This window comes from Massilia sp. GER05, from assembly GCF_052056005.1.
Taxonomy (GTDB): domain Bacteria; phylum Pseudomonadota; class Gammaproteobacteria; order Burkholderiales; family Burkholderiaceae_D; genus Telluria; species Telluria orientalis.
The window spans coordinates 4,054,234-4,074,509 of record NZ_CP178858.1 but is presented as its reverse complement, the minus strand read 5'-3'; the positions used below and the strand labels follow the sequence as shown (position 1 = coordinate 4,074,509).

Sequence of the window (20,276 nt, the reverse complement as noted above, 5' to 3'; positions counted from 1 at the left end):
ACACTAGGAGACAACATGCACGCACCCCGTACTCCGTCGGCGATCGGTTCGCTGACCATCCTGTCCATGAGCCTGGCCGCGATCTGGAACCCGGCCCACGCCCAGACCGGCGACAGCGGCGCCAGCCCGGTAGCCGCGGCGAAGATCGAGAAAGGCATCGAGACCGTCGTCGTCACCGCGCAAAAGCGCAGCCAGAGCATCAAGGAAGTCCCCGTTGCCATTACGGTCGTCAACGCCGCGCAGCTGGAGCGCGCCGGCGTCAAGGACATCGGCGACCTCGCCAAGACGGCCGCATCGCTCGAATTCGGCGACCAGTCGACCGGCGGCGCGGGCGGCAGCGCGTCGATCCGCGGCATCGGCACCGCCGTGTTCACGCAATCGGCCGAGAGCTCGGTGGGCGTCGTCGTCGACGGCGTACCGCAGGGCGCCACCGCCAGCGGCCTGATGTTCGACCTGGCACGCGTCGAAGTGCTGCGTGGCCCGCAGGGCACGCTGTTCGGCAAGAACGCGTCGGCCGGCGTCCTCAATATGTCGACCCAGGAGCCGATCATCGGCGACCATGGCGGCAGCGTGCAGTTCGAGTTCAAGGGCAAGCATGGCGAAGCCCTGCGCGCCACCGGCAACGTCCCGCTGAACGACATCTCGGCGCTGCGCATCTCCGCGGTCGGCGAGCGTAACAAGGGCGTCTACCACAACGTCCTCACGGACAAGGACAGCGTCACGACCAACGGCGGCGCGCGCCTGCGCTACCTGCTCAAGCCGAACCGCGACGTGGCGGTCAACCTGATCGCGGACGCGTCGAACCAGCGCAACGAGAACGCCGTGTTCTTCGCGCCGTCGGTGGCCTACGCCACCAACACGGCGGGCGACCACCACCCGGCCGCGGAATTCGCATCGTGCGGCGTGACGGTCTCGAAGACCAACAACCAGGTCTGCCCGGACGGCGCGGAAATCCAGCACACCCGGGTACGCGGCCTGTCCGGCCAGGTCGACTGGACCCTGGGCAGCGGCGACACGCTGACGTCGATCACCGCCTACCGCACGCGCAAGCAGGGCCCGGACAGCGTCAACATCGGCATGTCGAACACTTACGACAAGGTCTACAACTTCACCCCGCACCAGGATGCCCGCCAGTTCTCGCAGGAGTTGCGCATCGCGTCGCCGGGCAAGCGGCAGCTCGAATATGTCGGCGGCCTGTTCTACGCCGATTCGAACAACTTCAAGGATTCCACGACGGCGATCCTGCCGAGCACCTTCCTGCCGTCGCCGCCCCTGCCGCGCTCGATCGCGACCGACGCGGTCCAGCACGCGCGCCTGACCACGAAGGCCCTGTTCGGCCAGGCGACCTACCACGTGACCGACGCCACCGGCATCATCGCCGGCCTGCGCTTCACCCGCGACACCGTCAAGGCGGACGAGTCCCAGTCCAGCGTCGTGGCGTTCGACGGCTTCACGTTGCCGGCCACGGTCAAGGCGGCCAGCGGCAGCGCACGGCAATCCAACGTGTCCGGCAAGATCGGCCTGCAGCACGCGCTGTCGAAGACCACCAACCTGTATGCGACCCTGAGCCGCGGCTACAAGGGCCCGCAGGTCGACAACGACACCCCGATCAACGTCGCGACGGCGCCCGGCAGCTTCGCCGGCAACATCGTCAGGCCCGAACTGCCGACCAGCGTCGAAGTGGGCTCGAAGATGTCGTTCCTGAACCGCCGCCTGGACGTGGACGTGGCCGCGTTCCACACGAAGATCAAGGATTTCCAGGAGCAGAACTGCACCCTGACGGCCGTCGGCGCTCTCTCCTGCATCCCGCTGAACGTGCCGAGCGTGACGAGCAAGGGTGTCGAGGCCGACATCCGCGCGCGTCCGCTGCCGGAACTGCAGCTGGGTCTCTCGGTCGCGATGATCCTCGACACCGCGTACCCGGGCGGTTTCACGTTCGACAACACCAACGTCGGCGGCCAGCGCCTGCTGTACTCGCCGCGCAACAAGGCGACGCTGAACGGCGACTACAGCTGGACGCTGCCGGGCGACTATGAACTCAAGCTGGGCGGCGACATCGTCTACAAGAGCCGCGTGCGGCTCTGCAATTCGCTCGACGCCGAATGCGCGTACGGCGGCCATTCCACCGCGTCGCTGCGCGTCGCGCTGCGTTCCCCTGACGACAAATGGGGCATCGAGGTGTACGACCGCAACCTGGGCGACAAGCGCGTGCCGAACGCCATCATCTACCCGCTGCCCGGCAAGGGCGCTGGCTCCGGCTTCGCCTACAGCCTCGGCGAGAATTCGTTCCGCCGCGTCGGCGTGACGCTGGACTACCGTTTCTGACCGCATGATGACCCGCGCGGCCGCGACGCCCGGCGTCCGGCCGCGTTCCCATTGATGGAAGACCCACGACGAACCACGCCATGTCCGCACACATTCAACCCCTGCGCCTGATCGCCGTCGCCGCCGCCCTCGCCTGCCTGTCCGCACCCGCATGGGCGGCCGCCGACCCGGTCGCATCCGGCTTCGACAATCCCCCGCAAAGCGCCCGCCCCCGCGTGTGGTGGCACTGGCTGAACGGGAACATCACCAAGGACGGCATCGCCAAGGACATCGACTGGATGGCGAAGTCGGGCCTCGGCGGCCTGCAGAACTTCGACGCCGAGATGATGACGCCCCAACTGGTGCCGAAGCGCCTGCCGTACATGAGTCCCGAATGGGCGGACGCGTTCCGCTTCGCCGCGCAGGAGGCGGAACGCCATGGCCTGGAGTTCGGCATCGCCGCGTCGCCCGGCTGGAGCGAGACGGGCGGCCCGTGGGTACGGCCGGAGGACGGCATGAAGAAGCTGGTATGGAGCGAGATGACCGTCGACGGCGGCAAGCCGCCGGCATTGCCCCTGCCCGCCGCGCCGCGCACGACGGGACCGTTCCAGGACCTGTTCGTCCAGCCCGACATCATGGGCCAGCGGCCGAGCCCCGCGGCGCTCGCGCGCACGGGCGGCGACATCGCCGTCTATGCGTATCCGGCCGACGCGGCCGCACTCCCGCTCCCTGCCATCCGCGCCGGCGACCTGGCCCTCGACGCGCGCAAGCTGGCGGCGGCGACCGAAGAGGCGGCGGCCGAACTCGCGGCGCCCACGGCCGACCGCCCGGTCATCGTCACGTTGGACTATCCGACACCCCAGACCATCCGCTCCGCCACGATCTTCGCGCCGGGCGCGGGATCGATGTTCGAGGGCTCGGCGTACCAGGCCGCGCTGGAAGCGAGCGCCGACGGGACGAGCTGGCGCAAGGTCGCGGACCTGGCGCTGGCCGGGGTGCCCGCCAGCGCCGGGTTCGCGCCGGTGACGGCGGCCCGTTTCCGCGTCGTGGTCGCCGCGAAGCCGCCCGTGCCGAATCCCCAGTTCATGCCCGTGGCGGGCGCCGACACGGGGCCGTTCGGCGCGATCGGCCAGGCGAAGGGACTGCGCCTCGCGCAACTGGTCCTGTCGGGCGAGCCGAAGGTCAATCAGTTCGAGGCCAAGGCCGGCTTCGCGACGGCCGACGACTATTTCGCGCTGGACGCGGGTCTCGACCCGCGCGAGGCCGGCGTCGATCCGGCCGCCATCGTCGACCTCACCGGCAAGGTGCGCGCCGACGGCACGCTGGACTGGACGCCGCCGCCCGGGACCTGGAAGATCGTGCGCCTCGCGTGGTCGCTCACGGGGACCGAAAACCACCCGGCCACGAAGGAAGCGACGGGCCTCGAGGTCGACAAGTACGACGGCGACGCGGTGCGACGCTACCTGGACACCTATCTGGCAAAGTACGAGCAGGCGGCCGGCAAGGACCTCGTCGGCGCGCAAGGCGTGCGCGCCATCGTGACGGACTCGATCGAAGTCGGATCGTCGAACTGGACGCCGCGCCTGCTGGAACAGTTCCAGCGCCTGCGCGGCTACGACGCGCGCCCGTGGCTGCCGGCGCTGACGGGCGTCGTCATCGGCACCCGCGCCCGCACCGACGCCTTCCTGTACGACTGGCGCCGCACCCTCGCCGACCTGATGGCCGGCGAACACTATGGCACCGTGGCGGCCGTCGCGCGCGAACACGGCCTGAAGGTGTACGGCGAAGCGCTGGAAAGCGCGCGCGTCACGCTGGGCGACGACATGGCGATGCGCAGCCACGCGAACGTCCCGATGGCCGCGATGTGGACGTACCGCCCCGAGTTCGGCCCCAACCCGACCGCGGTCGCCGACATGCGCGGCGCCGCCTCGGTGTCGCACGTCTACGGCCAGAACCTCGTCGCCGCGGAATCCATGACGAGCGCGATGGCGCCGTGGGCGTTCGCGCCGAGCGACCTGCGCCCGATGATCGACATGGAATTCGCCAGCGGCGTGAATCTCCCGGTCATCCACACGTCGGTGCACCAGCCGCTGGGCGACGACCAGAAGCCCGGCCTGTCGCTGGCCATCTTCGGCCAGTATTTCAACCGCAACGAAACGTGGGCCGGCATGGCGCGGCCATGGGTCGACTACATGGCGCGCAGCAGCTGGATGCTGCAGCAGGGCCGTTTCTACGCGGACGTCGCCTATTTCTACGGCGAGGAAGCACCGCTCGTCGCACTGTACAAGCACGGCCAGCCGGCGGACGCACCGCGCCGCTACGCCTACGACTTCGTCAACGCGGACGCCCTGGTGCAGCGGCTGTCGGTGAAGGACGGCGACCTCGTGTCGGCCAGCGGCGCGCGCTACCGCGTGCTGTACCTGGGCGGGTCGAGCGCGCGCATGACCGTCGCCACGCTGCGCCGGCTGCACGCGCTGGCGGCGCAGGGCGCGACGATCGTCGGCACCGCGCCCGTCGCCACGCCCGGCCTGGCCGACGATCCGGCCGCGTTCGCGTCGCTCGTCAGGCAGATGTGGAGCGGCGCGCCCGTCACCCGCGTCGGCAAGGGCCGCGTCGTTGCCGGCCGCGACGTGGAAGCCGCGCTGGCGCAGGCCGGCCGGAAGCCGGACTTCAGCGTCCGGGGCACCGATACGCCGCTGCTGTTCGTCCACCGCAAGCTGGCCGACGGCGACGTGTACTTCGTCACCAACCGTTCCGGCAAGACCGTGAACACGGAAGCCCGCTTCAACGTGCGCGGCAAGGCGGCCGAATTCTGGCATGCGGACACGGGCCGTACGGAACCCGCGAGCTACCGTACGGACCGGGGCGCGACCGTCGTGCCGCTGGCGCTGGGCGCGAACGATTCCGTGTTCGTCGTGTTCCGCCGGCCAGCCGCCGCGCCGGCCGTCACCATCAAGACCCCGTCGTGGTCCGAGGCCGCCACGCTGGCCGGGGACTGGGCGATCCGCTTCGACGGCCTCGCGGCGCCGGCCGCGGTCACGCACGGCACGACCGGGTCGCTCGCCGCCAGCGCCGATCCGCAAGTCAGGTACTTCTCGGGAACGTCGGTCTATACGCACACCTTCACGCTGCCGGCTGGGGTGACGCCGGGCGCGCCGCTCAAGCTCGACCTGGGGCAGGTCGGCGACGTCGCGCAAGTCCTCGTCAACGGCAAGCCCGCGGGCATTGCGTGGAAGCCGCCGTACGAAGTCGACGTGGGCAACCTCGTCGCGGCCGGCGCCAACACGGTCGAGGTCCGCGTCGCCAACCTGTGGGTGAACCGCCTGATCGGCGACGCGCAACCGGGCGCCACGAAGGTCACGTTCACGACCGCGCCCACGTACAAGGCCGACGCGCCGCTGCGGCCGTCCGGCCTGATCGGGCCCGTCACGCTGAAGGTGCGCCAGTGAAGCGGCGCCACCTGCTGGGCTGCCTCGCGGCCCTCCCGCTCGCGCAGGCCCTGGGCCGGCCGGGCATCGTCCAGCGTCCTCTGGCCCGCGTCATCGTCGACAACGACTTCGCCGGCGATCCGGACGGCCTCGTCGCGCTGGCGCACCAGTTGCTGGCACCGGCGACGCGCACCGTGCTCGTGACGGCGTCGGCGCTGGACCCCAGGCTGGCGCGCATGGCCGGTCTCGATCCGGAGCGCACGGCGCAGAACGGGGCGCGGCGCGCACGCGCGCTGCTGCGGCTGGCCGGGCCCGGCCTGCGTCCGCCGGTCGTGGCGGACGGCGCCGCGCAGGCGATCGTCGACGCGGCCCTGCGCGACGATCCGCTGCCGCTCGTCCTCGCGTGCGGCGGTCCGCTGACGAACGTGGCGGCCGCGCTGCGCCTGCAGCCGGCGATCGCGGGACGCATGCGCCTCGTGTGGATCGGCGGGACGGCTGCCGGGGACGACGGCGCCGAATACAACCTGGCGACCGACGTCGCCGCGGCCCGCTTCGTGCTCGAGGAAACGCGGATTCCGGTCCTGCAGATCCCCGCCGAGGAATACCGGCGCTTCCAGGTATCGGTCGCGATCCTGAATGCCGAGGTCGCGCCGGTGTCGCCGCTCGCGCGCTGGCTCGTCGACCAGTACCGCCACCTGCCGCCGTTCGTGCGCCTCGGCGGAACGCTGACGTTCGGCGACAGTCCCCTCGTTACCGCGACGGCGTTCGATCCCGCCGCGACGCCCTTCACCACGCGCACGGTCGGGGGCCGCGAGATCCGCATGGCGCATTCGCTCGACCCGCAACTCAACTTCGCCGATTTCACCGCCCTGCTGCGGGCGCACGCAAGACGCGCCTGACGCCAACGACAGGGCGACGAGATGCGCCATCCCACCCCGATTATCCACGGCGCCGGCGACTACGGCTTCGGCATGCGCACGACGGGCGCCGGTGCCGGCATCCGGATCGAGCATTTCACCCGGTGGGTGCGGGCGTCGAAGCTGGTGCCTTAGTCGTCAGAACGCGCCTACGTAGTTCTCCGCCAGCGCCGTCGCCAGCGCGCGCGAGTTCACGACGTTCTCGAGCTCCGCGCGCTGCACCTCGCGCTGGAACGGCGACGCGTCCGCGAACGTGTGCAGCATGCTCGTCATCCACCACGAGAAGTATTCGGCGCGCCAGATGCGTTTCAGCGCGTCGTCCGTGTAGCGGTCGAGCAGTCCGGTGCTGCCCCGGCGGTAGAACGCGTCCAGGCCGGCCGCCAGCAGGCGCACGTCGGACACGGCGAGGTTCATGCCCTTGGCGCCCGTCGGCGGAACGATGTGGGCGGCGTCGCCGGCCAGGAACAACCGGCCCGACTGCATCGGCGTCGAGACGAAGCTGCGCATCGCGACGATGTTCTTCTGGAAGATCTTCCCTTCCGTGACCTGCCAGCCGTCGCGGTTTTCCAGGCGCGCATGCAGCTCGGCCCAGATGCGGTCGTCCGACCAGTTGTCGACGTTGTCCTTCGGGTCGCACTGGAAGTACATGCGCTGGACCGTCGGCGAGCGCGTGCTGACGAGGGCGAAGCCCCGCTCGTGGCGCGCATAGATCAGTTCCGGGGCCGACGGCGGCGCCTCGACGAGGATGCCGAACCAGCCGAACGGATACACGCGCTGGTAATCGTTGCGGCCGTCCTGCGGCAGCGCGGGACGCGTCACGCCGTGGAAGCCGTCGCAGCCGGCGATGAAATCGGCCTCGATGCGTTCTTCCGTCCCGTCGCGCGTGAACGTGACGTACGGCCGGTCCGTGTCGACGCCGTGCGGCGCCACGTCGCGCACGCCGAAGAGCATCTGCGCGCCGGCCTCAAGGCGGGCGGCGACGAGGTCCTTGATGACTTCGTGCTGGGCGTAGACGGTGATCGCCTTGCCCGTCAATTCGGTCAGGTCGATGCGGTGGCGGCGGCCGTCGAACGCGAGTTCGAAGCCGTGGTGCAGCGCGCCCTCCGCGCGCATGCGGGCGCCGACGCCCGTCTCGTTGAGGATGTCCATCGTGCCCTGCTCCAGCACCCCGGCGCGGATCGTCGATTCGATCTCGTCGCGGGTACGGGTTTCGAGCACGACCGATTCGATGCCCTGCTGGTGCAGCAGGTGAGAGAGCAACAGTCCGGCCGGGCCGGCGCCGATGATGGCGACCTGGGTACGCATATTCGTCTCCTTGTAAAAAATTCTTGTCGACGTCCATGCTAGTGGCGCGCAGCCGCGTTTAGAATGGATGAAGTTATCGATTCCTTGTACTTTTTTGACATGGCCACATTTCCCCGCTTCGCCCTGTACGGCGAGCAGACGCCCGCGGAAGCCGTACACGTCGAACTGATCGAGACGCGCAGCCGCCTGCACGACTGGCACATCGAGCGCCATACGCACCCCGGCCTGTTCCAGGTACTTTTTCTACTGAAGGGGAGCGTGCGCGCCGCGATCGACGAAGCGGTGTGGGAACGTAAAGGACCCGTCGCGATCACGGTGCACCCGTCCGTCGTGCATGGCTTCGACTTCGCGGAAGGGGCGCAGGGCTATGTGCTGACCGTGGACCAGAACGTGCTGTTCGCCACGCCGGACCACCACGGCGAGTTGTTCGCGCCGCTGTTCGTGGAACCCTTGTCGCTCGCGCTGGCGCGCCAGCCGCGCGCGCGCATCGAGGCGCTGCTGCGCAACATGGTCGAGGAAGCGGCTTGGCCGCAGCATGGCAATGCGCTGATGCTGGAGTGGCTGGCGCGCAGCGTGCTGTTGCTGCTGGCGCGCACGCATGCGGAACAGAGTGCGGCGAGCATGTCCGGGCACGGCGAGTTCCGCCTGTTCGCGGCATTCCGCGCGGCCGTCGAGCAGCACTACAAGGATGGCGCCCCCGTCGCGCACTACGCCGACCTGCTGCGCGTGACGCCCGTCCGCCTGAACCGCCTGTGCCTGAAGCTGGCGGGCAAATCCGCGTTCGACATCGTGCAGGACCGCCTGATGCTGGAAGCCTGCCGCAAGCTGACCTATGCGCCGTCGAGCGTGGCCAGCATCGCCTACGAACTGGGGTTCCAGGACCCCGCGTACTTCAGCCGCGCCTTCAAGCGGCACGCGGGGATGACGCCGAAGGCATACCGCGAACGGCGCGCCGGCTAGAGCAAGGCGTTGAGCTCGACCTGGTACTGGATGAGGGTCGGCAGGCAGCGCTCGACCATCTGCGCCACGCTCATGCGGCCCGCGTGCACGCTGATGTTCATTGCGGCCACGACGTCGCCGCGGAAGTTCCTGACGGGCACCGCGATCGTGCGCAGGCCCAGTTCCAGTTCCTGGTCGACGACCGCATAGCCCCGCTCGCGCGCCCGCGCGATCTCCTCGACCAGCCGCGCGCGGTCGACGATCGTGTGCGACGTGATGGGCTCCGGCGTCGCGCGCGCGAGGAAGCGCCCGGCCTGGTCCTCGGGCAGGCTCGCGAGCAGCATGCGCCCGTTCGCCGTGCAGTACGCCGGCACGCGCGTGCCCGGCTGCAAGGTCGCCGAAATCAGCTGGCCCGCGCTGACAGCCGCCACGCACACGAGATCATCGTGGTCCAGCACCCCGACGGACGCCGCCTCGCCCAGCGCGTACGCGAGCCGGTACAGCAGCGGTTGCGCGATGCGCGGCAGCCGCGCCGAATGCAGGTAGGACTGGCCGAGGCGCAGGATCTTGGGCGTCAGCGTGAACTGCTTGTTCTCGTGCCGCATATAGCCCAGCGCGGTCAGCGTGAGCAGATAGCGCCGCGCGGCCGCGCGCGTGAGGCCCGTGCGTTCGGCCACCTCGGCGATCGTCAGGCGCGAACGCTCCTGGTCGAACGCCTCGATCACTTGCAGGCCCTTGTCGAGGCCCGCGACCATGTCGCGTTTGGCGGGTTGCTGGTCCATCGTATAGAAATTCAAGGATTTGTGCGAGTATCGCACAAAGCGTGCGAATAGCGGAAGCCGGACGACGTGGCCGTCTTGTCGGGCGACGGTCGTTTTTCTACGATGGATCGGCTCGCACAACCTTCCGACATCAGGAGATAACGTGAAATTCGACGACGTGCAACCCGGCGTGTGGCCGGAGCTCATCCATCCCGCGTATAAATCGACCGTCAAGCGCGGCCCGCGGCAGCCGGCGCTGCGCATCGATGCGCCGGTCGCCACCAGCCGCAACATCGCCCCTGCCCCGCGCATCCTGCTGCCGCACGACGCCGACCTGACGCGCCGCGGTGGGACAGCCCCGCTGGGCGAAAAGATCGTCGTGACGGGACGCGTCGTCGACGAGGACGGCAAACCGGTGCGCAATTCGCTGATCGAGGTGTGGCAGGCCAATTCGGCGGGCCGCTACTGGCACCAGCGCGACAACCACGACGCGCCGCTCGACCCGAACTTCTTCGGCTTCGGCAAGATGATGACGGACGACGACGGCCGCTACCGGTTCGTCTCGATCAAACCCGGTCCGTACCCGTGGAAGAACCACGACAAGGCGTGGCGCCCGGCGCACATCCACTTCTCGCTGTTCGGCAACGTGTACGCCCAGCGCCTCGTCACGCAGATGTACTTCCCGAACGACCCGCTGTTCCCGTACGACCCGATCTTCAACAGCATCCCCGACGACGCGGCGCGCCAGCGCCTCGTCTCGCGCTTCTCGCTCGACCACACGGTGGGCGACGAGATGCTGGGCTACGAATTCGACATCGTCCTGCGCGGCCGCGGCGCCACGCCGTTTGGACTCTGAAAGGAACCACAATGAGCAACAGCGCTTACAAAATCACGACCTCGCAGACCATCGGCCCGTTCTCGCACGAAGGCTGGCAGTGGGCGGTGGACTTCTGCGCCGCCGGGCGTCTGGAGACGAGCGCGCCGACGATCGTGCTGCACGGCGTCCTGTACGACGGCGACGGCAATCCGATCGACGACGCGCAGATCGAAGCGTGGCTGCCGGAAGCCGCGGCCGTGGAAAGCACGCAGGAGATCCCGGGCTTCCGCCGCACGCCGACGGGCACGGCGGGCGAATTCAGCCTGCGCCTGTCGGTGCCGGAGCGCCCGGCCGGCGAACCGGTCGCGTACGTGACCGTGTTCGCGCGCGGACTCACGAAGCACCAGTTCACGGCCGTGTTCCTCGAAGACGACGCGACGCTGGCGGAATCGGCTATCCTGGCGCAGGTGCCGGCCGAACGGCGCGGCACGCTCATCGCGCGCAAGGACGGCGACGGCACGTATCGGTGGGATATCTGGATGCAGACGGCCAAAGAAACCGTATTCTTCGACTACACCTGAACGCTGACGACACCGTCGGGTGGGCACCCCGTGCCCACGCGCGCCGCCGCCATGGCGCGAACGCCCCCGTGGGCTCGGAGAGCCCACCCTGCCACTGGGAGACAACTTGGCTGTATCACTCTTCGACACCCTGCTGAGCACCCCGGACATGATCGCCGCGTTCGACGACGCGGCCCTCGTCCAGGCGATGCTCGACTTCGAAGCGGCGCTGGCCGCCGCGCAGGCCGACGAAGGCCTGCTGCCCCGCCCCGCCGCGCAAGCCATCGCCGCCGCGTGCCGCGCGGACCGCTTCGACATCCCGGCCCTCGTCACGGCCGGCCGCCGCTCCGGCACCCTGGCCGTGCCGCTCGTGAAGGAACTGACGCGCCTCGTGGCCGGGACGGACAGGGACGCGTCGACCCTCGTCCACTGGGGCAGCACGAGCCAGGACGTGCAGGACAGCGCCATGGTGCTCGTCACGCGCACCGCGCTGCGCCTGCTCGACGCCGATCTCGCCGCGCTGTGCCGCCGCCTGCTGGCGCTGGGCGAATCGCATCTGGCGACGCCCGTGCTGGCGCGCACGCTGCTGCAGCCCGCGCAGGTGACGGGCTTCGGCTTCAAGGTCGCGGGCTGGCTCGCGCCGCTCGTGCGCGCCCGCGCGCGCCTGCGCGCGGCGGCGGGCGACGCCCTGCAGCTGCAGCTAGGCGGCGCCGTCGGCACGCTGGCCGTGATGGGCGAACGCGGTCCCGCCGTCGCGCACCGCATGGCGCAGGCGCTGGACCTGAAGACGCCGGCCGCGACATGGCACACGCAGCGCGACGAATGGGTGCGGCTCGGCCTGGAGGTCGCGCTGCTGACCGGCAGCCTCGGCAAGATCGCGGCGGACCTCGCGCTGATGGCGCAGGGCGAAGTGGGAGAACTGGCGGAACCGTCGGGCGGCGGGCGCGGCGGCTCGTCGGCGATGCCGCACAAGCGCAACCCGGTGTCGTCGATGATCGCGCTGGCCGCCGCCACGCGCACGCCGCAGCATGCCGCGACGCTCCTCGCCGCCATGGGCCAGCAGCACGAGCGCGGCCTCGGCAACTGGCAGGCGGAACTGGCCGAGTGGCCCACGCTGTTCCTGTCCGCCCACGGCGCGCTGCGGGCGCTGAACGATGCCTTTGCCGGCCTCACGGTGGACACGGCCCGCATGCGCGCCAACATCGACGCGCTGCGGGGCCTCGTCGCCGCCGAAGCGCTGTCGATCCGGCTCGCGGGCGCGATCGGCCGTCCCGCCGCGCATGCGGCCGTCGAGAAGATGACCCAGACGGCCGTCGCGGATGGCCGCCACCTGCGCGACGTGGCACGCGACGACATCGCCGCCGATCCGGCGCTCGGCTCACTCGATATCAATGAGCTCGACGCCCTGTTCGACCCGGTCGCCGCCATCGAACCCGCCCAACGCCTCGCGCGCGAACGCCTGGCCGCACTCAGGAAAGATATAGCATGAGCTTCGATCCCCTCGACCACGACCTGCTGCGCGGCCTGGACCAGCGCCGCGCCGTCCTCGGCGACGCCTGGGTCGAGCGTTCGCTCGCGAACGCCAACACCTTCACCGCCGACTTCCAGAATTTCATCACCCGTTATGCGTGGCACGACATCTGGGACCGTCCCGGCCTGCCGCGCAAGACCCGCCGCACGATCGTCCTCGCCATCACCATCGCGCTCGGCCGCTGGGAGGAATACGAGCTGCACGTGCGCGCCGCGCTGCTGGGCGATGCCGACAGCCGATTGACGCCCGACGAGTTGAAGGAAGTGCTGATGCAGTCCGCGATCTATGCCGGCGTGCCCGCCGCGAACACGGCGTTCGCCCATGCGGCGGCGATCCTGCGCGACGTCGGTCCGCAGATCGGCTATTTGCTGGAACCGGCAGCGCCGCTGGAGAGCGTGCACCCCGGCGTCGGCCGCGAAGGCCGCACGGACAGCCGCCCCGCCCTGCACTACAGCGTGCGCGCGCCGCGCAACGGCAGGCGCCCCCGGCACACGGTCGTGCTGAGCCACGCGCTCGGCTGCGACCTGACGATGTGGGACGCGCTGGCCAACCGGCTGGCCGCCGACTGCCGCGTCATCGCCTACGACCACCGCGGCCACGGCAGTTCCGATGCGCCGGCGGGTGCGTATTCGATGGCCGACCTCGCGGACGACGCGGCGCGCCTGCTGCGCGAACTGGACACGGGCCCGGTCGTGTGGATCGGCCTGTCGATGGGCGGCATGGCGGGCCAGGAGCTGGCGCTGCGCCACCCGTCGCTCGTCGGCGCGCTCGTGCTGGCGCATACGACGTCGGGCTATCCGGACGCGGCGCGCGACCTCTGGCGCCAGCGCATCGCGACCGTGCAGGAACGCGGGATCGACGCCATCGCGGACGCCGTGATGGGCCGCTACTTCCACGAAGGCTTCCGTTCGGCCCATCCTGCAACGGTCGCAAGGTTCCGCCAGCGCCTCGTCACGACGGATGTCCAGGGCTATATCGGCTGCTGCGCGGCCGTGGGCGGCGTCGACACGACGGCGCGCCTCGGGCAGATCGCCGTGCCGACGCTCGTGCTGGCCGGTGAACTGGACCAGGGCACGCCCGTCGGGATGGCACGCACGCTGGCGGACGGCATTCCCGATGCGCGCCTGCAGGTGCTGACCGGAGCATCGCACCTGGGTGCCATCGAACAGGCGGGCGCGTTCGCCGCCGCCGTCACCGCGTTCGTCGACTGTCTGTGATGTCGCAGGTGAGCTTCAAGGCGCCGTGTAGATGACCTTCACGGTCGCGTCGACGGCGCTTTTCTCCATGTAGCCGATGGCCTTCGGGTTCGCGGCCACGGCCCTCCTGACGTCGGCGCTGCCGCCGACTTCCTTCGGCATCGTCGCCTTGCCGGTGAAGACGAGCTTGGACCACAGCGCCTTCACCTGCGACATGTCCTTGTCGGCGACCTTCTTGTAGAACTCCGCGCGGATCGGCGCGCTTTCCGGCTGGTCGACCGGCGCCAGGGCCGTGGATTTGCCGAGGAAGTACTGTGCGACTTCATCCCTGGTCATGGACGCTTGCGGCGCGGACGGGTTCACGACGACGACGACTTCGGCCATGGCCGGCAGGGCGGTCCCGAGGACGGCGGCGAGAACGAAGGAACGGATCATGTGGTTCATTGCGGTCTCCTCAGAAAACGAAGTCGACGGCAACCGTGCCGACGGTGACGGGGCCACGGAAGCCGCGCCTGGGCTGGATGAACAGGCCGGGACCTTCCGGATCGACGCGGTCGACCTGGAACTTGATGTCGGCCGAGCGGAACGCGTCCCAGCGCAGGCCGACGCTGTCGGTCTTCTGCGCGGATGCGCCGGTCTGCTTGCCGTGGCTGTAGTACGGCAACAGTTTGCCGAACCGGTAGCCGCCCATCGCATACCAGCCGTCGCTGCCTTCGCCGACGCCGCGCGCCTGCGTGTATTCCGACTGCACGACGACGTTGTTCGCATCCATGGCGAAGCCGACGGCCGTGAATGACACCTTGGTCTTCGGCAAATGGAAGAAACCCTGGTCGAGCGTCAGTTTGCCGTCGTTGCGGCCGACACGCAGCGTGAACGGCCCCTGTTCGTAGATGACGTTCACGACGCTGCCGTTCGTGACCTTGGCCTTGCCGTCGCCGCCCGCCATCGTGATGGAGGAATCGCCGTACGCGAGTTGCGTGGTCAGCGTGGCCGGGCCGATGTTCTGCTGCCAGCTCAGGTCGGCGCCGTCGAGGCTGTCCATCGGCACCTGCGAATACACCTCCAGCGACGGCCGCACCATCGTGTTGGCATAGCCCACGTTGCGATAGTCCGAGACCATGAAGATGGCCAGCGGCACGCGGCCGACGCGCACGTTCAGCGTGTCGGACAGCCTGAATTTGGCGAAGGCGAGCGTCGCATCGGCGCCGTAGTCGTCTTCGCCGAATTTCCGCACCAGCCCCTGGCCCGTGAGCGACAGCCAGTCGTTGATGTTCGCGTCGACCTGGATGCCCAGGTTGGAATCCACGCCCGTGCGCGGGGACGTGCCGGCACCGCTGGCCTGGTTGGCGCGCGCGAATTGCGCGTCGTTGGTGTCCGTCCACGTCAGGGCGCCGGTGCCGAAGCCGCTGACACGGACCGGCGAGGTCTCGCCGTTCTGCGCATGGGCGGTCGACAAGACCGCCGGCACGAGCAGCAGGGTTGCAAAGTGTTTGCTTTTCATGATGATTGGGAATGTTATTGCTGGGTTGATATCCGATGCGTGCGCCCGAGGGTGGCCGGGAGGACCGGATCGTGCTCGCGGATGAGGTCGCGTAGCGGGATATATGCTGACGACATATTTCTGTATGGCAAACATCATTCCACTGCAAACACGTTAAATGCTTAAAGGATTGATCACAGAACGTTGCGCTCAATACACATGTGGTCAGGTCGGCGCGCGCGCGACAACGACATTCGTCAACATGTTGCAAAGATATAACGTCGCACTATACTGAGTCATTCCCGTCCGATTTCGAATCGGTACGCACATGACTCAGTGGCTCTCCCGTTCGACCAGGATCGGTTACGTCCTGGTCATTCTCCTGGTGGTGGCGACAGCCATCCTGCTGGTCTGGCAGCATTTCGGGATGACGCGCACCCTCGAGATCTCCCCGCAGCATCCGCATGGCGCCAGGGTGACGGACGACCGCGACAACACGCGCGGCAACAGCGCGAACGGCAATTCGGTCGCGTCGCTGACCGTCACGAAGGATGCGTTCGTCATGCGCTGCTATCTGGGCGCCGCCGCGACCTACCCGTTCTGCAAGCTGCAATTCCAGATGGGCGACCCGGTCAAGGGCATCGACATGTCCGGCTACGACACGATCGCGTTCGACCTGCGCTATACGGGCCGGGGCTGGCACGTCCTCAAGCTCCACCTGATGAACTTCGAACCGGAGTTTTCCACGCTGGAGGACTGGAATTCGCAGCGGTTCAACGAACTGCTGATCAACGTACCCGCCCAGCCAGAATTCACGGCGCCGATGAATGCCGTGCGCACCGCCGACTGGTGGCACTTCTCGCGCCAGATCCCGCTGTCGAAAAGCTATGTCCGCCTCGACCACGTCACGACCGTGGAATTGGCGACGGACAATTATCAGGACACGGGACAAGTCGTCACGGTCGAGCTGCGGAAGATCGAGTTCCGCGGCAAATGGATCTCGCGGGCGACGCTGATGACTTGGCTGGTATTCGTGTGGATCGTGTGCGGCGTCATCGGCTTGTCGCTGGGTCTGCTGCACTACCGGTCCGGCCTGCGGGCCAACAAGACACGCGTGGAGCAACTGGCCGCCATCGACCGCGAGCGCAAGGAAGCCGAAGCGGCCCGCGAGACGGCGCTGGCGGAGGCCGTCGCGCTGGCGCGCCAGCGCAGCCAGTTCCTCGCGCAGATGAGCCACGAATTGCGCACGCCGCTCAACGCCATCATCGGCTATGCCGACTTGCTGGGACGCGACCGCGACCACCTGTCCGAACGGCTGGCCTCGGGCCTGGCCACGATCCACGAGAGCGGCCAGCATCTGCTTACGCTCATCAACGACATCCTCGACCTCGCGCGGGTCGAAGCCGGCAAGATGGTGCTGCATCCGGCCGCCGTCCATCTCGAGACGTTCCTGCAAGTGCTGGCGAACATCATGCGCGTCAAGGCGGAAGAGAAAGGCCTGGGATTCAGCTACGAGCTCGCACCCGGCCTGCCGGCCGCGGTGACGATCGACGAGACGCGGTTGCGCCAGGTACTGCTCAACCTGCTGGGCAATGCCGTGAAATTCACCGACACCGGCAAGGTGTCGCTGCGGGTGCTGCCGGCCGCGCCGTCCAGTGCGCCGGACAGCGCGCGGCTGCGCTTCGAGGTGGCCGACAGCGGCATCGGCATGGACACGCAACAGCTCGGACGCATCTTCCAGCCGTTCGAACAGGTGGCGGCCGCGCAGCGGCGCGAAGGCGGCACGGGCCTGGGCTTGGCCATCAGCCAGCAACTGGTGCAGCTCATGGGCGGCCATATCGACGTGGTCAGCGCGCCCGGCAAGGGCAGCACGTTCTCGTTCGAGATCGACGTGCCGGTGGCCGCCGCCGCGCCGGTGGTCGTGGCGCCGCACGACACCGTGATCGGCTACGAGGGCGAGCGCAAGCGGGTGCTGGTCGTGGACGACGTGCCGCAGAACCGCGCGATGCTGCAGGACCTGCTGCAGGAGACCGGCTTCCTCGTCGCCGCCGCGGCGAACGGCCTCGAATGCCTGGTGCTGCTGGACAGCTTCAAGCCGGACCTGATCCTGATGGACGTCATGATGCCGGTGATGGACGGGAACGAAACGACGCGGCAGATCCGTCACATGCCGGGCTGGGGCAACGTCCCGATCATCGCGGTGACGGCCAGCGCCAGCCCGGACGACGAACGCAAGAGCCGCGACGCCGGTGCCGACGCCCTGATCGCCAAGCCGGTCGACCACGACCTCCTGCTGCGCACCATCGGCAGGCTGCTGGCGCTGCAGTGGATCGCCGGCCACCCGGCGCCCGAGGCCGGCGACGACGCCGCGCTGACCGTCCCGCCGGCCGACGAGATCGAGGCGCTGTGGCAGCTGGCGCAGATCGGCAGCATGCGCGAGATCCGCGAACGGGCCGCCTACCTGCGCGGGCTCGATCCGGCCTATGCGCCGTTCGCGAACCGCCTGGACACGCTGGCGCAGGGCTACCATTCGAAACAGCTGGCGGCCTTCGTGGCGCGCTTCCGGACCGGGGACGCGGCCCGCCGGCAGGACGATTTCCAGTCGATGCGAACATGATCCAGTGGCTCTCCCGTGCGACCAGGATCGGTTACGCCCTGGTCATCCTCCTGGTGCTGGCGACCCCGGTCCTGCTGGCCTGGCAGCACTATGGCATGACGCGCGCCCTCGAGATCTCCCCGCAGCATCCGTATGACGCCACGGTGACCGACGATCGCGTCCTGCCGCGCGGGAACCCCGCGCCGGGCAATTCGGTCGCGTCGCTGGCCGTCACGAAGGATGCCTACATCCTGCGTTGCAAGATGGGGAAGGCGGCCAGGTATCCGAATTGCGCCATCCGGTTCCGGCTGGGCGACCCGGACCAGGGCATCGACCTGTCCCGCTACGATACGGTCACGCTCGACGTGCGCTATACGGGCCACGGCCGGCATGTCGTCAAGCTTCACCTGCTGAATTTCGAACCGGAATTCTACGTGCCGGGCCAGTGGGATGCGCAGCGCTTCAACGAGGCGCTGATCGATATTCCGGCCCAGTCCGAAGTCACGATCCCGCTGCATGCCTTGCGCACCGCCGACTGGTGGCACTTCGCGCGCCGGATCCCGCTATCGAAGAGCTTTGTCCGCCTCGACCACGTCACGACCGTGGAACTGCAGGCCGACGACGCCAGCGCCGCCGGCCACACCATCACGGTCGAAGTCCGCAGGATCGAATTTCGCGGGAAATGGATCTCCAGGACGACGCTGCTCGGCTGGCTGATGGCCGCATGGACGGGCTGCGGCATGCTCGGGCTGTCGCTCGGCCTGCTGCATTTCCGGTCCGGCATGCAGGCCAGCAGGACGCGCCTCGAGCAGCTGGCCGCCATCGACCGGGAACGCAAGGAAGCCGCGGCCGCGCGCGAGACCGCGCTGGCGGAGGCCGTCGCACTGGCGCGCCAGCGCAGCCAGTTCCTCGCGCAGATGAGCCACGAATTGCGCACGCCGCTCAACGCCATCATCGGCTACGCCCAGCTGCTGGGACGCGATTGCCACGACCTCACCGAACGCCAATCGGCCGGCCTGGCGACCATCCGCGAGAGCGGCCAGCATCTGCTCACGCTGATCAACGACATCCTCGACCTCGCGCGGGTCGAAGCCGGCAAGATGGTGCTGCACCCGGGCGCCGTCCATCTCGACACGTTTCTCAAGGTGCTGGCGAACATCATGCGCGTGAAGGCCGAGGAGAAGGGCCTGGCGTTCAACTGCGAGCTCGCGCCCGGCCTGCCGGCCGCGGTGACGGTCGACGAGACGCGCTTGCGCCAGGTGCTGCTCAACCTGCTGGGCAATGCGGTGAAATTCACCGACCACGGCAAGGTCGCGCTGCGGGTGCTGCCGGCCGCGCCGTCCGGTGCGCCGGACCTGGCGCGGCTGCGCTTCGAGGTGGCCGACAGCGGCATCGGCATGAACGCCCAACAGCTGGCGCGCATCTTCCAGCCCTTCGAACAGGTGGCGACGGCGCAGCGGCGCGAAGGCGGCACGGGCCTGGGCCTGGCCATCAGCCAGCAACTGGTGCAGCTCATGGGCGGCAGGATAGCCGTCGCCAGCGCGCCCGGCAAAGGCAGCACGTTCTCGTTCGAGATCGACGTGCCCGTGGCCGCCGCCTCTCCGGCCGCCGCGGCACCGCACGAGGCCCTGGTGGGCTACGAGGGCGAGCGCAGGCGGCTGCTGGTCGTGGACGACGTGCCGCAGAACCGCGCCATGCTGCTGGACCTGCTACAGGACACCGGCTTCATCGTCGCCGCGGCATCGACCGGACTCGAAAGCCTGGTCCTGCTCGACAGCTTCAAGCCGGACCTGATCCTGATGGACGTCATGATGCCGGCGATGGACGGGAACGAGACGACGCGTCAGATCCGTCACATGCCGGGCTGGGGCGACGTGCCGATCATTGCCGTGACGGCCAGCGCCAGCCCGGACGACGAACGCAAGAGCCGCGACGCCGGCGCCAGCGCCTTCCTCGCCAAGCCGGTCGACCACGACCTCCTGCTGCGGACCATCGGTACGCTGCTGGCGCTGAAGTGGACCACCGGACTGCCGGCGCCCGAGGGCGGCGAGGACGCCACGCTGGCCGTCCCGCCGGCCGACGAGATCGAGGCGCTGTGGCAGCTGGCACAGATCGGCAACATGCGCAAGATCCGCGAACGGGCTGCCTACCTGCGCGGGCTCGATCCGGCCTATGCGCCGTTCGCGAACCGCCTGGACACGCTGGCGCAGGGCTACCATTCGAAGCAACTGGTCGCGTTCGTGGCGCGCTTCCGGAACAATTCCGAAAAAGTACTGGACGACCGGTCGGCGTAGGGTTGCCGTGTGCGCATGAACGCGCCCAACCCGACACCTGCTGTATCCCTTAAGCAAGGGATAAGATCATGAACGTGCTGATCGTACTGACCTCGCACGGGGCTTCACCGACAGCGAGGATTCGAGTTCGTCGACTTAACGCGAACAG

At 68.8% G+C, this 20,276-nt stretch carries 15 protein-coding genes; 11 read left to right on the top strand and 4 right to left on the bottom strand.

Annotation, left to right across the window (positions count from 1 at the left end):
- The first annotated feature begins 15 nt into the window (after positions 1 to 15).
- The 4 genes from ACL58G_RS18140 (at position 16) to ACL58G_RS18125 (ending at position 6,784) form a co-directional block, all read left to right on the top strand.
- Entirely contained in the window at positions 16 to 2,325 is a 2,310-nt protein-coding gene (locus tag ACL58G_RS18140) for a TonB-dependent receptor (protein ID WP_440962688.1), read from the top strand.
- Positions 2,326 to 2,405: 80 nt separating this feature from the next.
- Complete coding sequence (locus tag ACL58G_RS18135) at positions 2,406 to 5,753, top strand: glycosyl hydrolase (protein ID WP_440962687.1); 3,348 nt, start codon at positions 2,406 to 2,408, stop codon at positions 5,751 to 5,753.
- On the top strand, positions 5,750 to 6,631 hold the full coding sequence (locus ACL58G_RS18130; RefSeq protein ID WP_440962686.1) for a nucleoside hydrolase: 882 nt from the start codon (positions 5,750 to 5,752) through the stop codon (positions 6,629 to 6,631). The genes ACL58G_RS18135 and ACL58G_RS18130 overlap by 4 nt, the downstream gene beginning before the upstream one ends.
- A gap of 21 nt (positions 6,632 to 6,652) precedes the next feature.
- Positions 6,653 to 6,784 carry a hypothetical protein gene (locus ACL58G_RS18125; RefSeq protein ID WP_440962685.1) on the top strand — a complete coding sequence of 44 codons (132 nt, stop codon included), beginning with the start codon at positions 6,653 to 6,655 and terminating at the stop codon, positions 6,782 to 6,784.
- A gap of 3 nt (positions 6,785 to 6,787) precedes the next feature.
- Here the strand turns inward: ACL58G_RS18125 and ACL58G_RS18120 are convergent, their stop codons facing one another.
- Positions 6,788 to 7,954, bottom strand: coding sequence for a 4-hydroxybenzoate 3-monooxygenase (locus tag ACL58G_RS18120; protein ID WP_440962684.1), 1,167 nt, complete (start codon positions 7,952 to 7,954; stop codon positions 6,788 to 6,790).
- Between the two features lie 99 nt (positions 7,955 to 8,053).
- On the opposite strand from ACL58G_RS18120, the gene ACL58G_RS18115 reads away from it, so the two are divergent.
- On the top strand, positions 8,054 to 8,914 hold the full coding sequence (locus tag ACL58G_RS18115; protein ID WP_413385866.1) for a helix-turn-helix domain-containing protein: 861 nt from the start codon (positions 8,054 to 8,056) through the stop codon (positions 8,912 to 8,914).
- On the opposite strand, the gene ACL58G_RS18110 is transcribed toward ACL58G_RS18115, so the two are convergent.
- Positions 8,911 to 9,675, bottom strand: a complete 765-nt coding sequence (locus ACL58G_RS18110; RefSeq protein WP_413385865.1) for an IclR family transcriptional regulator domain-containing protein — start codon at positions 9,673 to 9,675, stop codon at positions 8,911 to 8,913. The genes ACL58G_RS18115 and ACL58G_RS18110 overlap by 4 nt on opposite strands.
- A 142-nt stretch (positions 9,676 to 9,817) precedes the next feature.
- On the opposite strand from ACL58G_RS18110, the gene pcaH reads away from it, so the two are divergent.
- The 4 genes from pcaH (at position 9,818) to pcaCD (ending at position 13,779) form a co-directional block, all read left to right on the top strand.
- A complete protein-coding gene (gene pcaH / locus ACL58G_RS18105; RefSeq protein ID WP_440962683.1) occupies positions 9,818 to 10,510 on the top strand; it encodes a protocatechuate 3,4-dioxygenase subunit beta in 693 nt (230 codons plus the stop codon).
- An 11-nt stretch (positions 10,511 to 10,521) separates the two neighbouring features.
- Positions 10,522 to 11,052, top strand: coding sequence for a protocatechuate 3,4-dioxygenase (locus ACL58G_RS18100; RefSeq protein WP_440962682.1), 531 nt, complete (start codon positions 10,522 to 10,524; stop codon positions 11,050 to 11,052).
- Positions 11,053 to 11,158: 106 nt separating this feature from the next.
- The gene (pcaB, locus tag ACL58G_RS18095; RefSeq protein ID WP_440962681.1) at positions 11,159 to 12,520 is read left to right on the top strand and encodes a 3-carboxy-cis,cis-muconate cycloisomerase; all 1,362 of its coding nucleotides are present in this window, start codon (positions 11,159 to 11,161) and stop codon (positions 12,518 to 12,520) included.
- Complete coding sequence (gene pcaCD, locus ACL58G_RS18090; protein WP_440962680.1) at positions 12,517 to 13,779, top strand: bifunctional 4-carboxymuconolactone decarboxylase/3-oxoadipate enol-lactonase PcaCD; 1,263 nt, start codon at positions 12,517 to 12,519, stop codon at positions 13,777 to 13,779. Before pcaB ends, pcaCD begins: the two co-directional genes overlap by 4 nt.
- Positions 13,780 to 13,794: 15 nt before the next feature.
- Here pcaCD and ACL58G_RS18085 read toward each other — a convergent pair whose 3' ends face one another.
- Both ACL58G_RS18085 and ACL58G_RS18080 read right to left on the bottom strand, forming a co-directional pair.
- A complete protein-coding gene (locus tag ACL58G_RS18085) occupies positions 13,795 to 14,202 on the bottom strand; it encodes a hypothetical protein (protein ID WP_440962679.1) in 408 nt (135 codons plus the stop codon).
- Positions 14,203 to 14,212: 10 nt separating this feature from the next.
- Entirely contained in the window at positions 14,213 to 15,259 is a 1,047-nt protein-coding gene (locus ACL58G_RS18080) for a hypothetical protein (protein WP_440962678.1), read from the bottom strand.
- Between the two features lie 307 nt (positions 15,260 to 15,566).
- Between ACL58G_RS18080 and ACL58G_RS18075 the strand changes: the two genes are divergently transcribed.
- Complete coding sequence (locus ACL58G_RS18075; protein ID WP_440962677.1) at positions 15,567 to 17,855, top strand: ATP-binding protein; 2,289 nt, start codon at positions 15,567 to 15,569, stop codon at positions 17,853 to 17,855.
- Entirely contained in the window at positions 17,852 to 20,128 is a 2,277-nt protein-coding gene (locus ACL58G_RS18070) for an ATP-binding protein (protein ID WP_440962676.1), read from the top strand. Before ACL58G_RS18075 ends, ACL58G_RS18070 begins: the two co-directional genes overlap by 4 nt.
- Positions 20,129 to 20,276 lie beyond the last annotated feature (148 nt).

Excerpts from the sequence above, each read along its gene's own strand:
- ACL58G_RS18075 (WP_440962677.1), top strand. The coding sequence starts at position 15,567 with ATGACTCAGTGGCTCTCCCGTTCGACCAGGATCGGTTACGTCCTGGTC.
- pcaCD (WP_440962680.1), top strand. The coding sequence starts at position 12,517 with ATGAGCTTCGATCCCCTCGACCACGACCTGCTGCGCGGCCTGGACCAG.
- ACL58G_RS18085 (WP_440962679.1), bottom strand. The coding sequence starts at position 14,202 with ATGAACCACATGATCCGTTCCTTCGTTCTCGCCGCCGTCCTCGGGACC.
- ACL58G_RS18135 (WP_440962687.1), top strand. The coding sequence starts at position 2,406 with ATGTCCGCACACATTCAACCCCTGCGCCTGATCGCCGTCGCCGCCGCC.
- ACL58G_RS18140 (WP_440962688.1), top strand. The coding sequence starts at position 16 with ATGCACGCACCCCGTACTCCGTCGGCGATCGGTTCGCTGACCATCCTG.
- ACL58G_RS18100 (WP_440962682.1), top strand. The coding sequence starts at position 10,522 with ATGAGCAACAGCGCTTACAAAATCACGACCTCGCAGACCATCGGCCCG.
- ACL58G_RS18115 (WP_413385866.1), top strand. The coding sequence starts at position 8,054 with ATGGCCACATTTCCCCGCTTCGCCCTGTACGGCGAGCAGACGCCCGCG.
- ACL58G_RS18070 (WP_440962676.1), top strand. The coding sequence starts at position 17,852 with ATGATCCAGTGGCTCTCCCGTGCGACCAGGATCGGTTACGCCCTGGTC.
- ACL58G_RS18080 (WP_440962678.1), bottom strand. The coding sequence starts at position 15,259 with ATGAAAAGCAAACACTTTGCAACCCTGCTGCTCGTGCCGGCGGTCTTG.
- ACL58G_RS18125 (WP_440962685.1), top strand. The coding sequence starts at position 6,653 with ATGCGCCATCCCACCCCGATTATCCACGGCGCCGGCGACTACGGCTTC.
- ACL58G_RS18110 (WP_413385865.1), bottom strand. The coding sequence starts at position 9,675 with ATGGACCAGCAACCCGCCAAACGCGACATGGTCGCGGGCCTCGACAAG.
- ACL58G_RS18120 (WP_440962684.1), bottom strand. The coding sequence starts at position 7,954 with ATGCGTACCCAGGTCGCCATCATCGGCGCCGGCCCGGCCGGACTGTTG.